This window comes from Paenibacillus sp. H1-7 (assembly GCF_022354825.1).
GTDB lineage: Bacteria > Bacillota > Bacilli > Paenibacillales > NBRC-103111 > Paenibacillus_S.
Window position 1 is genome coordinate 7023688 of record NZ_CP031168.1, and the last position, 13245, is coordinate 7036932.

The window sequence follows — 13245 nt, forward strand, 5'->3', positions numbered from 1 at the left end:
TACCCCTCCTGAGTAAAATACAGGAATTACCAGACATATGTCCAATATTAAGATAACCATAAAATTTTTTTATTGAAATGATCCAACCTTTTTCCCTATGTTGACACTTACTAGATGACCGGTCACAAGGAGGTTCGGAATGAGCGCTCATTCTACAATCGATACGACGGAATCACTTTTGCAATTCGCCAAGCCCATATTCGGCTTCGCACTGAACCGGGTACGAAACCGAACGGAAGCGGAGGATTTGGCCCAGGAGATCATGCTCCAACTGCTGCAATCGTTCTCGTCTCATAGACATGAGGATATACGCCATTTGGAAGCGTACGTGTGGACCGTCGCCAAGTATACATGGGTCCATTGGGTCAGGAAGCAGTCCAGAGCCGGGGCAAGCGTCGAGCTGAACGGAATGACCGACCTGCTGTCCGATGCCGGGCCAGAGCCTCTGGATCAGCTAGTGAACAGCGAAGCATACCGGATGCTGCGCCGTGAGCTTGCTTATTTATCCGAAATGCAGCGGCGGATCGTGGTCATGTACTACTACGACGGAATGAAGCAGCAGGCGATCTCCAACGCCCTCCGGATTCCTGTCGGAACGGTAAAATGGCATCTTTACGATGCCAAAAACGAACTCAAGAGAGGAATGAATCGCATGCAGCCAAGCGGTCAATTGAGCTTTAACCCCATCGAGCTGGCAGGGACCGGACATAGCGGCCAACCTGGAGAGTTGGGGGAAACGGGGAGCTTCTTGCGCCGAAGCTTATCCCAAAACATCGCTTACGCCTTGTATCGCAAACCGCTAAGCATAGGCGAACTGGCTGTCGAGCTGGGTACTCCCGCCCATTTTATCGAAGATGAAGTGAAACACCTCGCAGAGTACGGCTTTCTGAAGGAGACCGGAGCACAGAAATATAGAACCGATTTCATTATTTGGAACTATACTCATGATTATTTGCAGCGCAGACATGAGCTCTTCATGGAAGCCGCATCCCGGCTGGCCGAGCAGCATTTTGAGGCGATCATGGATGTCCGAACGGAGATCGAGCAATCCTCACTTTACTATCCGGACCGGGACTTCAACTTTTTGCTGTGGACGCTGCTTCCGCTGAATTTTGGAGAACAGGCTGCGCGAGTCGGACGGCTCGGAGCGGATTACGGTTCCGTTGTTCCCTTACGAAAAGACGGAGGGCGTTACATTGCGTATGCCGAGCTCAAGAGCGAGACGCACACGGATCCGGGCTACGATATTTCGCCTTACCAGATCAATGGTCCTATGACAAGAAGCGGCGGCGGGAGCTTGTACTTGTGGCAATTGAACACCTATTGGAGCGACCGCGATGGCTGGCAAAGGCTACGGTTTAAGGATGCGCAAGCTTGCTATGCTTTCTGGAACGGGGAGCTTGGCGACGAGCAAGCCTGCATGGAGGAGTACGCTTTCTTGCTTGCCAAGCAATATATTGTGAAGACCGATAGAGGATTCAAATTTAATGCCGTTTGGGTAGACCGTCCAGAAACGGCCCAACAGATTGCAGCCGCCATTCCTAACTTGTCGAAGGCGTTTGCTCCTGTCATCCAATCTCTGTACGAGCAAATGCTGCTGCTTGCCATGCGCGATCAGCCCCGTCATCTGGAGCCGCAAATTGCCTATATGACTAAGCTCAGCGTAACGAACGGAGCGATTATTCCGTACATTCTGAAGCATTTGCTCGACAACCAAAAGCTGCGGGGGCCGCTAGACGGACAGCGGAAGACGATCACCACCTGGATGGGCTTGATCAAATAATCTTCGGAGCGGACGAGGGCAGCCAAGAGGGCTGTCCTTTTTTCGTAAAAATTTGCCTCCTTGCGGCAACCATTTTATATATCGTCCGTAGTACATGAATAGCTTGGACATTTTCGATTCCGAGTGATACTAAACTATGGTTCGGGAGGCAGAGAAATATGGGATTGTTTGATATGTTTAAAGGCGACAAAAGCACGGAAGGGATTACGCCGCATTTTGCATTTGCCACCTCGCTGCTCTACATGATGCAATCGGACGGAGAAATGGACGCGGAGGAGGTAGGACAATTGTTGTCCGTACTGGGCGGTGAAGAAAAGAACGGCGTGATCGGCGTTGGCGCCAATAACCGCGCCTTGCTCGACAGAGCTGTCAAATACGTTCGTTCCAACTCCGTCGATAAATTTTTGAGCGAAGCAGCCCCTGTCCTGACGGACGCGCAAAAAATTTGTATCCTGATCAATCTCGTGGACTCCTCCTTGGCAGACGGCGAGCCGGAAAGAGAAGAGCAAGAGCTGTTCGCCAAATTCCTTCAAGGCTTCGGCATCAGCGAAGAGCGCTTCACTCCGTTCTTCGAAGTCATTATGCTGAAAAACGATCGTTCCGTCTTCTTGAACCAAAACCATCCGAAAAATCAGCCGGGCTATCAAGTTACCCTTTCGGTCTAGATTACATAGAGGACAACAATAAGGACAGCCATATGAGGCTGTCCTTATTCATTTTGGATATTTAGCAGTAATTTGTCGCTGATTACGAAATCTGGACACCTTTCTTAAGCGTCTTTACGTCGTTATTCGTGTTAACTAACAGCGGCAGCATCTTCATACTGCTTACCATGGGAGATTGACATTTCCAGCAAGTAGGTACGTAATCGAATGCAAAATTGTCGCGCATCCAGCACATACAACTTTCTTCCATACATGACCAAATCGCGGTATTTTCATGAGGAATATCTTCAAGTGATTTTTTCCGAAAATACATGGACAACCCTCCCTCCGTACTAAAGAAAAACTGCCCTCAACACATGTTAAGGGCAGTTTGATCTGGATCAGCTTAATCGGGATTACAATTTAACTACATTTTCCGCTTGCGGTCCGCGGTTGCCTTGCGTCACTGTAAATTCAACGCGTTGGCCTTCATCCAACGTTTTGAAACCGTCGCCTGTAATCGCACTGAAATGTACGAATACGTCGTTGCCGCCTTCCACTTCGATAAAGCCGAAGCCTTTCTCTGCATTAAACCATTTTACTGTACCTGTTTGCATCTTATTACCTCCAAATTTTAAATTAACATGCCCTTTATTCTATAAAAAGAAAAAATTCACACATTGAAAAAGGTTCCATCACACAAATGCTAACCCTTTACAATATGTGAATTTCAGGCTTTAATTTATGATTAACATAACTATAACACACTTTTGTCTGCAATGCAACTCTAGATCTGAAGCACAACCGACTCATTGAAGTGCCGGCATCACGGCGGAGAACGGGATGAACCGATCAAGCAGCGGAATATGGGCTGCGGGCAGCGCGAGAAGATGCGGCAGTACTCCTCTAGCCTAGTCCCCAAGCAGCTCTAATCGCGACCAAACGGCCAGAACAGCATCCCGCTCCTCCATCCTTCCAGCAGACTAGAAGACTGGTATTTACGTCAGTCAAGATTAACTATTACTTAGCCGCAGCTTCAGTGCTCGCAATTTGTAATGAAACTGAAATATTACTATCATCTTCCCTTAATGTACTTGGGCTATAATAAATCTCGACCCCCTTTTTAATATATAAACCTTAGACCCGACGGCCCGTTGCCGATGGGTCTCTTTTTTTGCTTCATCATGATTTCGTTATCGGCTTGACGGCCGACTTGATGTCTACGCTTAGCTTCGACGTGTCCGGCTCGGGAACCGGATTGGACGATAGCTCCGTCTTGCGCTTCAGCTTGGCGATGCGGTAGACGCTGTCATCGAGCGCTTTGCCGGATATGGTACCGTCCTGAACCGCTTGCTTCAACGCTTGCAGCACCGCCTGCTGCTTGGCATCCTCATGGCCGACCAAAATAATGTCCGCCCCGGCCTGAACCGATTTTACGGCTGCCTTTTCGATCGGCATCGACTTCGTAATCGCCCCCATCGTCATGTCATCCGTAATGACTACTCCTTGAAACCCGAGCTCCCCTCTTAAGTAATTTTGGATTATGGGGCGCGACATCGATGCCGGAACGTCCGGATCCAGCTTGGTCACGAGCAGATGAGCCACCATCACCGCGTCGGCTCCTTGACGAATGGCTTCGGCAAAAGGTACGAATTCCACCTTTCGCAACCGATCCAGGTCATGATTGACTACCGGAAGCTCCGTATGGGAATCGACCGACGTATCGCCATGGCCGGGGAAATGCTTCACAACCGGGATTACCCCTTGCGATTGAATGCCCTTCATCTCTTCAATTCCCATGCTGCTTACCGTTGCCGCGGTGCTCCCGAACGAACGGTCTCCGATCACCGGATTCGACGGATTGCTGTTCACGTCCAGCACCGGCGCAAAATCGACGTTTAACCCGTACGCCTTCATCGTCTCCCCAAGCGTACTGCCAACCTGGAAGGCGAGAGCTTTATCATTCGTTTTTCCAACGTCCCGGCTTGCCGGAAAAGCAGGAAGCTCCTTAGGCATCCGCGACACTCTGCCGCCCTCCTGATCTGCGCTAAGCAGCAGCGGGAGCTTGGCCCCGGTATTCGCTTTCCGCATGGCGGAAATCAGACTCCATGCCTGATGGGAGGATTCAATATTGTTGCTGTAAAAAATAAATCCGCCGATATGCCTCTCCGTAATATTCCTCCGGAGGGTATCGTTAAAAGTAGTCCCGTCGATGCCGATCAGCAGCATCTGTCCGATTTTCTCATCGATAGACATGCTCTCAACCAGCTCGCGGATCGGGTCCTTTGGTGCCGGAGTCTGAGCAGCCGGAGTTTGCGCGGGCGCCGGTGTCGGTGCAGGCGCGGCCGTATTGCTGCGTGAAGGAAAAAGACCGCAGCCGGACAATGCAATCAAAGATGCAATCATGACGGTATGGATGACGATTCGGTACGGTTTCGCTGACAATAGACTCACCTGTCCTCTCTTCGTTTTATTAGCTAGTGTTGCATGTTTTTCCCTGTTTAATCCAATGCGGATTTACGGGCAGCCTCCATACATGGAAGGAACTGCAACAATGGAAGGAGAATATGTAAAGGATCACCTCATTATAGAAAGGATGAAATACAGTGCTGTTACAGAATAAAGACAAGCTCGTTATGATCGGGGATTCCATCACCGACTGCGGACGGAAAAAGCCGGAGGGAGAAGGACGCAACGACGCGCTTGGAAGCGGATACGTCGCCTTGGTCGATTCATTCCTGCAATCGGTTTATCCAGAGCTGGGCATAAGAGTCGTCAACATGGGCATCAGCGGCAACACGGTTCGCAACCTGAAGGATCGCTGGCAAACCGACGTCATCGATCAGAAGCCGGATTGGCTGTCGATCATGATCGGCATCAACGACGTATGGCGGCAGTACGATCTGCCTCAAATCGTGGAAAAGCACGTATACATAGAAGAATACGAGCAAACGCTTCGCGAGCTTGTAGAGCGCACAAAGCCTTCGTTGAAGGGCCTCATCCTGATGACGCCTTATTACATTGAGCCAAATGAGAACGACGGCATGAGAGCTGCGATGGATCAATACGGTGCTGTCGTGCAAAAAATCGCGCAGCAATACGGCGCTGTATTCATCGATACGCAAAAAGCGTTCGAGCCGGTATTGAAGCACATTTATCCGGCTACGCTGGCGTGGGACCGGGTTCATCCGAACATGACCGGGCATATGACGTTAGCCCGCGCGTTCCTGAATGCGATCGGCTTCTCTTGGAACGGCCAGCAATAATCCCGAAAAAGGTTAAGGGCTTTCGCGTTCATAGCGCGATAGCCCTTGCTTTTTGTATAGAGCTTGTGCCTGGGATAACCGGGTTCCAATCTTTATAGCGCGAATGCTACATCATTAGTGCAGATAAATTCAGTGAGTCTCGACCTAGCCGCTTTAGCTTCTGGCTATTTCCGCTATCTTATTTACCGATTCCCAATTCCGCGTCGTAGCGGACACGCGCAGCTTTTTCTCAAGAAAATTGTTGGAGAACTGCGATTTTCCATAGCTTTTGCGGCACAAAATGTACACTTCCCTGCCTATAATCCGATACTCGTCAATGTCGTTCGAATAGGCTTGCAGCTGCCCGATGGCCTCTGGAGACGGCTCCTGCGACAATAAAGAAACATAGACCTTTTCTCCCTCGACCAGCTGCTCAGATGCAAAAGGATTCCGCTTAATGACCCCCTCCAGCTCCTCCTCCGTCCGCAAAATAACGGCAACGTCAAACCCGTACACGCGGGCGATTTCCGCTTCGATGGCTTTTACGAGGCGTTCAGCTGCGTTATCATCACTCTCGAAGATGACGTTACCGCTCTGAATATAGGTTCGTACACGGCGGAACGACATCGCTTCGAACATAGCTTTCAGACTGTCCATCTTGATGAGCTTTTGCCCGCTGACGTTAATGCCGCGCAGCAAGGCGATATAAGTTGTCATGAATGGAACACCTCATTTCCGGATTCAAAAATACATTCGCTATGAAAGGACCGGCCGCTATACGCCAATCACCGTTAATTGCTTAGGATACGAGGTCAGGACCTCCGCTCCGTCCTTTGTCACTACAACGTTGTCTTCGATGCGCACGCCGCCCAGCCCCGAAATATAAATGCCCGGCTCCGCCGTAAACACCATGCCTTCACGAAGCAAGTCCTCATTCAATCCGTGAATCGAAGGATACTCGTGAATTTCCAGTCCAAAACCGTGCCCTGCACGGGTAATAAAAGCTTCTCCATAGCCCCGATCCGCTATGACGCTGCGGGCTGCATGGTCCAGGCTGCCGAAAGTGACGCCAGGGCGCACGGCCCGGATCATCGCTTCGTTCGCTGCCAGCACGGCGGCATAGATTTCCTTACGTTGATCACTAATGTCTCCCACCGCGAACGTCCGGGTCAAGTCGGATGCATAGCCGTCGATAAACACTCCCGCATCAATCAGCAAAAAGTCGCCCTCGCGGACACGATCGGTCCCGGGGATGCCGTGCGGCAGCCCGGTTTTTTCTCCCGTCAGCACCATCGTATCGAACGAAGGTCCCTCAGCCCCAAGGCGCTTCATCCGGTACTCCAGCTCCGCCACCAGCTCGACCTCCGTTACTCCGGGCTTCACGAGGGAGACCGTTTCCTTCACCGCCTCCTCAATGCAATGAATCGCCCTGCGGATCACAGCGATCTCTTCGCTGCTCTTAATGACCCGAAATTGCGAGATTTGATCGTCCAAATGGATCGCTTGCTGAGCACCGGTTACCTCCATCAAAGCGCGGTACCGCTTCACGTTCATATGCTCCGCCTGAATGCCGATACGGGCCGTCAGTCCCGGCAAATGACGCTTCACCAGCTCATACGGATTTTCCGTATCGGAATGCGCCACAATGGTACCGACGGATGATACTCGAGCAGCCTTCTCCTGATCGAGAAGCGGCACCACCAAGAAAGGCTCCTCCCCTTTCGGGCAAACCAGCGCCATGAACCGCTCGTGCGGATCGGAGTAAAATCCGGTGAAGTAATATACCAGCTTCGGCAGCGTAATGAAGATGACATCCAAAGCTTCCGTATCCATTAAGGTGTATAGTTTGTTGATCCGTTCATTCACAGCAACACACCAGCCTTTCCTCGCCATGGTATGAGGCGGCAGCCTCTTCTATCGATTGTACCATATAGTGGGCGCCAGACCCGAATTGTACTAAAAAGCCGCGGGGGAAGCTTCTGCTTTGAAATAGGCGAGCCATCATTTCTACCCGGCTGCAGTGATCGGACAGGAAATCCGTTATTTGCCGAAATTCCGGCCAAGACACACACCGATCGGACATGAGGTCCGTTATAGCCCGTTTTTCCCCGCAAATAGCTCGCCTTTTCTGGAATAACGGATCTGTGGTCCGATCGCCCCATCATTTCCGGCTAGTTGCCCCAAATAGCGGAACCAGGGTCCGATCCTGATTGTTCATAACACATGAGGGGGGGGATTCGGCTGAGATACGCAGTTAAAGCAGAGCTTTCCTACAAAAAAAACCAAGAACCGATAGCACATTGCTTCGGTTCTTGGTGTGTTAGATGTAGTAGTGCTGCAACTTACCGCTCTCAGCTAATATGATGCGACCATGGCGGGGGCTGACGTTTGGTTGGGCGAACCGTCATTTCGACCCAGCTGCAGTGATCGGACAGGAAATCCGCTATTCGGCGAAATTCCGGCCAAAACACACACCGATCGGACATGAGATTCGTTATCGCCCGTTTTTCCGCGCAAATGGCTCGCATTTTGCTGGAATTACGGATCTGTGGTCCGATCGCCCCACCGTTTCCGGCTTTTTGCCCCAAATAGCGGAACCAGGGTCCGATCCTGCTCGCTCAGAATTCGCTATCGTGTACAGACAGCGCTGCCGCTGGTGAATCAAGCGCCCGCCCACACATCCTTGGCGTAGAAGCCGCCGCTCTGCAGCCGCTCGAACCATTGGAGCGCCTGCTCTTCGGTCGCTCCATTCACTTCGCGGTAGGCGGCACGCACCGTCGCCTCAACATCCGGCGCCATGGCGCTGCCGTCGCCGCAGACGTACAGCTTGCCGCCGCGATCCAGGAGCCCGATCAGCTCCGCGGCGCGCTCTTTCATCAAGTCCTGCACATAGGACTTGGGTTCTCCGTCCACCCGGGAGAATGCCGTGTGGAGCGTGACAAGACCGTCGCGCTGGGCTTGCTCCAGCTCCTCCCGGTACAAATAATCGCGGTGCGGATTGCGGCAGCCAAAGTACAGGTGCGCCTCGCCGAGCGCCTTCCCTTCCTGCTGCAGCGCCTTCCGCGCTTGAATAAAGCCGCGGAACGGAGCGACGCCCGTACCCGGTCCGACCATGACGATCGGCGTCTCCGGATCGTCAGGCAGCTCGAAGCCGGATTCCGGCGTTCTCACGAACATCATGATCGAATCACCTGGCTTTCGCGTCGCCAGGTAATTCGTCGCCACGCCGCGGTATACTCCGCGTCCGCTTCTGGCCGGTCCGTTGACGACGCTGACCGTAATGCTCGCCTGCTCCCGCTGCATCCGCGGAGAGCTCGAGATCGAATAATAACGAGGCTTCAGCGGCGGAAGCAGCTCGATGAACCGTTCGAACGGCAGCTCGCATGCCGGATACTGCTCCAGCAGCTCGAGCATAGTCAGCCGTTTGCTCAGCACGCCCGCTTGGTAGGCGTCCTCCTGCAGGAGCGCCTCCAGCTCTTTTTGGTGCGGCGGACATACCGTGAACGCCGCCAGCTCACGCAGCTGCGCCCGGGTCGCCGCCTCCTGCAGCTCGACGCAGTGGCTCAGCAAATCATACACGCCGATCGGCCGATCGAGCGGAAGATGCGCCGCGCTGTGTCCGCTTGCGCGGAGAATCAATTGATCGCCGGCCTGCAGACCGTAGCGGCGAAGAACGCGCTCCACCATCTCCGGCGCATTCTCCGGAATCACGCCGAGATGATCGCCTTCACGATAGGCGACGCCCTCCGGAAGCGCGATTTCGATGTGTCTCGTGCTGCGCTCGCTGCCTTCGCTTTGCAGCTCGCGGTTCTCTTTCACCGCAGCGAGCTGCGCATCGTACGATGTCGCAATAGGCGTGCCGGCCAGCCCGCTGACAAACTGAACGCTGAGCGTGCTGCGCTCTTGACGCGGCGCCATGCCGCTTTGCAATCCGAGCGCGCTCATCGCATCAGGCCAAACCTGCGCGGTCCAATCGTCGACCTGCCGCTCGAAATCTCCGCTCGCATCCGCTTCGCCGCGAACTGCGAGCCTTGTTGCGCCCTTGGCCGCCAGCTGCTCGTCAATGTACCGCGGCACGTGCTGGTACGTGCTCTCCCAGTTATGGTCGCCGCAGCCGAATACCGCATAGCGGACACCCTGCAATTCGCCCGGCGCCACGTCCTCAAGCCAACGGACGAACTCGCGCGCATTGCTGGGCGGCTTACCGTTATACGATGCCGAGACGATGAAGACGGCGCCTTCCTTCGGCAGCTTCCCTGCTCGCTCATTGAGCGGCGCAACCACGCTTTGGAACCCTTGGCGGCGGCCAGTCTCCGCCAGCTCTCTCGCAATGCCTTCGGCTGTACCCATATTAGATCCGTACAGCACGAGCAGCGGCGTATTATGGGCCTCAACCGAAGGGGTTGCCTCTTTCTTCACCTGATGCTGATGCTCTTCCCGCGCAGATGTCCCCATCCCTGCCGCCGCAAAAGCGAACATCCCCTGCTTGCCGCGGGGACGAACGCGCATCGTGAAGCCATCCGGCTTCAGCGTCAACGTCTCTTTTACTTTCAACTCATAATTCGTATGATCGATGATCTCAAAATGCTTCAGCACCATCCCTAGCACCAGCGTCGCTTCCTGCATGGCAAATTGCTGACCGATGCACGCACGCTGGCCGTTTCCGAAAGGTTTATACGCGTGATAAGGAATTTGGCTCGGATCCTCGAACCGTTCCGGGCGGAATGACTCCACATCCTCTCCCCAAACGGTCGTATCCCGGTGCAGCTTCGGAATCAGCACATTGACGCTGTCCCCTTTGGCAAGCGGATATTTGCCCGCCAGCACCGTAGCTTCCTTTGCATACAGCGAAAATGCAGGCGCCGTCGGCCACAGACGCAGCGCTTCACTCAAAATCATTCTCGTGTACTTCAGCTCGCGAACCTGCGAATATGTCGGAATCGGACCGGTTAACACACGATCCGCTTCTTCGTATGCTTTCGCCAGCTTATCCGGATTTTTCAACAAATAGTACAGCGCAAAAGACAGCATACCGCTCGTCGTCTCGTGTCCGGCAATCAAGAACGTAATAATCTGGTACCGGATGTTCTCATCATCCAGCGCTTCCCCGGTTTCCGGATCTTTGCCGCTTAGCATATGGGCCAGCAGATCATCTCCGTCCTGCCGCCCGTGCGCTTTTCGCTCGGCTATGATTTGGTCTACCAGCTTGAACATCGATTCGATATCCTGCTTGTACTGCCGCTTGGTTTTGACCATCAGCTTGTCTTGAATGCCCAGCCGCTGCAGCTGGTTCATCGCCTCGTTCAATGCACGTACCATACTTGTTATAAAAGGATGCGACTGTTCCCGGTAAAAGCTGTTGAAGCGGTAATTAAACCCGCACAGCCCGATCGTGTCCAGCGTAAGACGCGTCATGTCCTCCGGCACATCCACGCTCTCGTCCGGATTCAGCCGCGCCCATTTTTGTACGAGCTGCAAAGCGATATCTACCATCATCTCGTGATAGCCCTGCATCGCCCGCTGGCTGAAGCTCGGCAGCAATATTTGGTGAGCCTTCTTCCAATTCGGCTCCTCCGTCTCGCTAGTGAACAGTCCGTCTCCTGTAAATGCTCGCACTTTCCGCAGCGGCGCCCACACTCTTTTATCAAAACGGGATTCGTCGCACGCATCATTCACCAGCTCGTAGCTGGAAATGAAAATTTCGCTTCTTCCCGGCAGGTCCATTCTGAATATAGGCCCAAACTCCCCGGCAAGCTTGACCATGGACTGCACCGGCTGCTCCAAATTCAGCTGCGGCAGGTTGCCCAGCGGGCCGAATGTTTTCGGTTGCGGAATAACATGAGGTTGAGTCATTTCATTCACCCTTTCCCAAATTTGTTCATCATATGATTTCCGGTTCGACTTCATCACATATGCATTTTGTAATTATTATTGATTTTAGAAAAAATAATTCGGAATGAATATTCATTCCGTTTAGAGTGCAATGCAAGGGTATGCTGAGACATGCCCTTTTTTGTACTTTATGATCGTGCTCTGTTTCTGGATCGTTTGATGCTTTCTTCGATTTCTTTGAACCTTATACTTTTCTTACCGCATCCCAGCAGCTTTCTTCAATTTCAGCCAACAGCTCCGGCGTTTCCTGCAGCTTACCGGCGCGGATCAACGTATAAATTTTCGTAAAAGCACCAAATACTATGGCAATCAGGGCATCGGAGGGCAAATCCTTAATGATCCCCTGTTCTTTCCCCGTTGCTGCATATGAGTGGAGAAAATCCATCAAATGCCGGAATGTCTCGCGGCTCTCTCCGTCCAAATAACGGGCATTACTGTGCGTGTCGATGAAATAAAGCTCGTGAATATGCTCCTTGGCAAACCGCACCATGCCGCGGAATACATGACCAAATTGCTCGCGAATCGAACCGGAGTCGGGATAGCCCTGCCTCACCGTCTCGGCAAATCGTTTGACGCATTCCTGGAACAAAACGTTCACCAAGGTCTCCTTGTTGGCAAAATACCGGTAAATGGTGCCTGCGCCTACCTCCGCCGTATCGGCGATCATAGGAACGGTAGTCCCGTCGTACCCCCGCTCGGCAAACAAAATAAGAGCGGCCTTCAGTATGTTATCTCGCTTATTGGCCGTCACATTCATCATTTCACCCCCATTCATCACGGAATGAATATTCATTCCTTTGTTCTTCATTGTAAACCTAAAGCCGCTTCGATGCAAGCTCTCTCCGAACTACATTCATAAGAGCACATGTACCTATTTTGCTGGAAACATCAAAACGGCCAAAGGAACCAGTTCCTTCAGCCGTCTGTTCTTATTTCATATGTGGGACCGGGTAACTGTGGAATATGCTGCAGCAGCGATCCATTCCGCATAACCGATGCGCCTCTCACAGCTTTAGACGAACCCCTCTTCCACCGCGAAATCAAAATCGTCCAGATCGTATACTTGAACCGGAATCGCCGCTTCGATCACTTTTTCGATAAACTCGATCTGATCTGTAAGAATCGGAGTTTTCTCCCGAATGGCGGTCAAAATCAGCTCCGTTTCTATTGGATCGAACGCTTCGCCGTATTCTTCGTTATCGTAAGAATTGACCATCGTCAGCGTGACTGCATCATTAAGCGGCATGGGAGGGCTTTTGGCCCATGGCACTCCCAGCGCCTTCTCGATTTTTTTGCGGTTCAGCGGTTCTTCCAGCAGCTCGATCAGTTGAACGATGATCGTTCTTACATGCGCATCATCGCTCGAATCGGGCATAATAGGCTCCTTACTGTCTTTAAGCTCGTACAGCTCGCGAATGGTGGAGTAAGGTATGAAATACTCTACCGGCTCGTTCGGAACGAGCAACTCACCGTAAACCGCTATCATGACAGCTTCTATGACAAAACTTTTGCGCATCGCTCCGCTTCCTTTCTCATCTATGATGGCTAGTAAATACTGATAGAACATTATACCACTAATGCGGTCCTAACACATCCGTAATAAGCCTATAGGGATGTCCGGGCTTCCAACGCCGTTTCGTACTGGCCCTTTCCCTCCGTTATCCGCCCTTTTCCTGTTCAC

The 13245-nt window shown here is 52.4% G+C and carries 11 protein-coding genes; 3 read left to right on the plus strand and 8 right to left on the minus strand.

Annotation, left to right across the window (positions count from 1 at the left end):
• Positions 1–139: 139 nt before the first annotated feature.
• Together DVH26_RS30865 and DVH26_RS30870 are read left to right on the plus strand one after the other, a co-directional pair.
• On the plus strand, positions 140–1783 hold the full coding sequence (locus DVH26_RS30865) for an RNA polymerase sigma factor (RefSeq protein WP_239629002.1): 1644 nt from the start codon (positions 140–142) through the stop codon (positions 1781–1783).
• 158 nt (positions 1784–1941) lie between these two features.
• Positions 1942–2448 (plus strand): tellurite resistance TerB family protein, encoded by a 507-nt coding sequence (locus tag DVH26_RS30870; RefSeq protein ID WP_239629004.1) that lies wholly within the window; start codon positions 1942–1944, stop codon positions 2446–2448.
• Positions 2449–2530: 82 nt separating this feature from the next.
• On the opposite strand, the gene DVH26_RS30875 is transcribed toward DVH26_RS30870, so the two are convergent.
• The 3 genes from DVH26_RS30875 to nagZ all read right to left on the minus strand — a co-directional run bounded on the left by DVH26_RS30875 (position 2531) and on the right by nagZ (position 4872).
• Positions 2531–2761 carry a cold-shock protein gene (locus DVH26_RS30875; RefSeq protein ID WP_239629006.1) on the minus strand — a complete coding sequence of 77 codons (231 nt, stop codon included), beginning with the start codon at positions 2759–2761 and terminating at the stop codon, positions 2531–2533.
• Between the two features lie 82 nt (positions 2762–2843).
• Positions 2844–3044 (minus strand): cold-shock protein, encoded by a 201-nt coding sequence (locus DVH26_RS30880; RefSeq protein WP_239629007.1) that lies wholly within the window; start codon positions 3042–3044, stop codon positions 2844–2846.
• Between the two features lie 565 nt (positions 3045–3609).
• On the minus strand, positions 3610–4872 hold the full coding sequence (nagZ, locus tag DVH26_RS30885) for a beta-N-acetylhexosaminidase (RefSeq protein WP_239629009.1): 1263 nt from the start codon (positions 4870–4872) through the stop codon (positions 3610–3612).
• 191 nt (positions 4873–5063) lie between these two features.
• On the opposite strand from nagZ, the gene DVH26_RS30890 reads away from it, so the two are divergent.
• Entirely contained in the window at positions 5064–5693 is a 630-nt protein-coding gene (locus tag DVH26_RS30890) for an SGNH/GDSL hydrolase family protein (RefSeq protein WP_239635548.1), read from the plus strand.
• Between the two features lie 153 nt (positions 5694–5846).
• Here the strand turns inward: DVH26_RS30890 and DVH26_RS30895 are convergent, their stop codons facing one another.
• The 5 genes from DVH26_RS30895 to DVH26_RS30915 all read right to left on the minus strand — a co-directional run bounded on the left by DVH26_RS30895 (position 5847) and on the right by DVH26_RS30915 (position 13080).
• On the minus strand, positions 5847–6389 hold the full coding sequence (locus tag DVH26_RS30895) for a DUF1697 domain-containing protein (RefSeq protein WP_239629011.1): 543 nt from the start codon (positions 6387–6389) through the stop codon (positions 5847–5849).
• Between the two features lie 57 nt (positions 6390–6446).
• Positions 6447–7538 (minus strand): M24 family metallopeptidase, encoded by a 1092-nt coding sequence (locus DVH26_RS30900; protein WP_239629013.1) that lies wholly within the window; start codon positions 7536–7538, stop codon positions 6447–6449.
• A 795-nt stretch (positions 7539–8333) separates the two neighbouring features.
• Entirely contained in the window at positions 8334–11525 is a 3192-nt protein-coding gene (locus DVH26_RS30905) for a bifunctional cytochrome P450/NADPH--P450 reductase (RefSeq protein WP_239629015.1), read from the minus strand.
• Positions 11526–11748: 223 nt separating this feature from the next.
• A complete protein-coding gene (locus DVH26_RS30910) occupies positions 11749–12357 on the minus strand; it encodes a TetR/AcrR family transcriptional regulator (protein WP_239629017.1) in 609 nt (202 codons plus the stop codon).
• A 219-nt stretch (positions 12358–12576) separates the two neighbouring features.
• Positions 12577–13080, minus strand: coding sequence for an ADP-heptose synthase (locus tag DVH26_RS30915; RefSeq protein ID WP_239629020.1), 504 nt, complete (start codon positions 13078–13080; stop codon positions 12577–12579).
• Positions 13081–13245 lie beyond the last annotated feature (165 nt).

Coding starts and splice junctions, on each gene's coding strand:
- DVH26_RS30875 (WP_239629006.1), bottom strand. CDS start 2,761: ATGTATTTTCGGAAAAAATCACTTGAAGATATTCCTCATGAAAATACC.
- DVH26_RS30865 (WP_239629002.1), top strand. CDS start 140: ATGAGCGCTCATTCTACAATCGATACGACGGAATCACTTTTGCAATTC.
- DVH26_RS30890 (WP_239635548.1), top strand. CDS start 5,064: ATGATCGGGGATTCCATCACCGACTGCGGACGGAAAAAGCCGGAGGGA.
- DVH26_RS30905 (WP_239629015.1), bottom strand. CDS start 11,525: ATGACTCAACCTCATGTTATTCCGCAACCGAAAACATTCGGCCCGCTG.
- DVH26_RS30915 (WP_239629020.1), bottom strand. CDS start 13,080: ATGCGCAAAAGTTTTGTCATAGAAGCTGTCATGATAGCGGTTTACGGT.
- DVH26_RS30910 (WP_239629017.1), bottom strand. CDS start 12,357: ATGAATATTCATTCCGTGATGAATGGGGGTGAAATGATGAATGTGACG.
- DVH26_RS30895 (WP_239629011.1), bottom strand. CDS start 6,389: ATGACAACTTATATCGCCTTGCTGCGCGGCATTAACGTCAGCGGGCAA.
- DVH26_RS30880 (WP_239629007.1), bottom strand. CDS start 3,044: ATGCAAACAGGTACAGTAAAATGGTTTAATGCAGAGAAAGGCTTCGGC.
- DVH26_RS30870 (WP_239629004.1), top strand. CDS start 1,942: ATGGGATTGTTTGATATGTTTAAAGGCGACAAAAGCACGGAAGGGATT.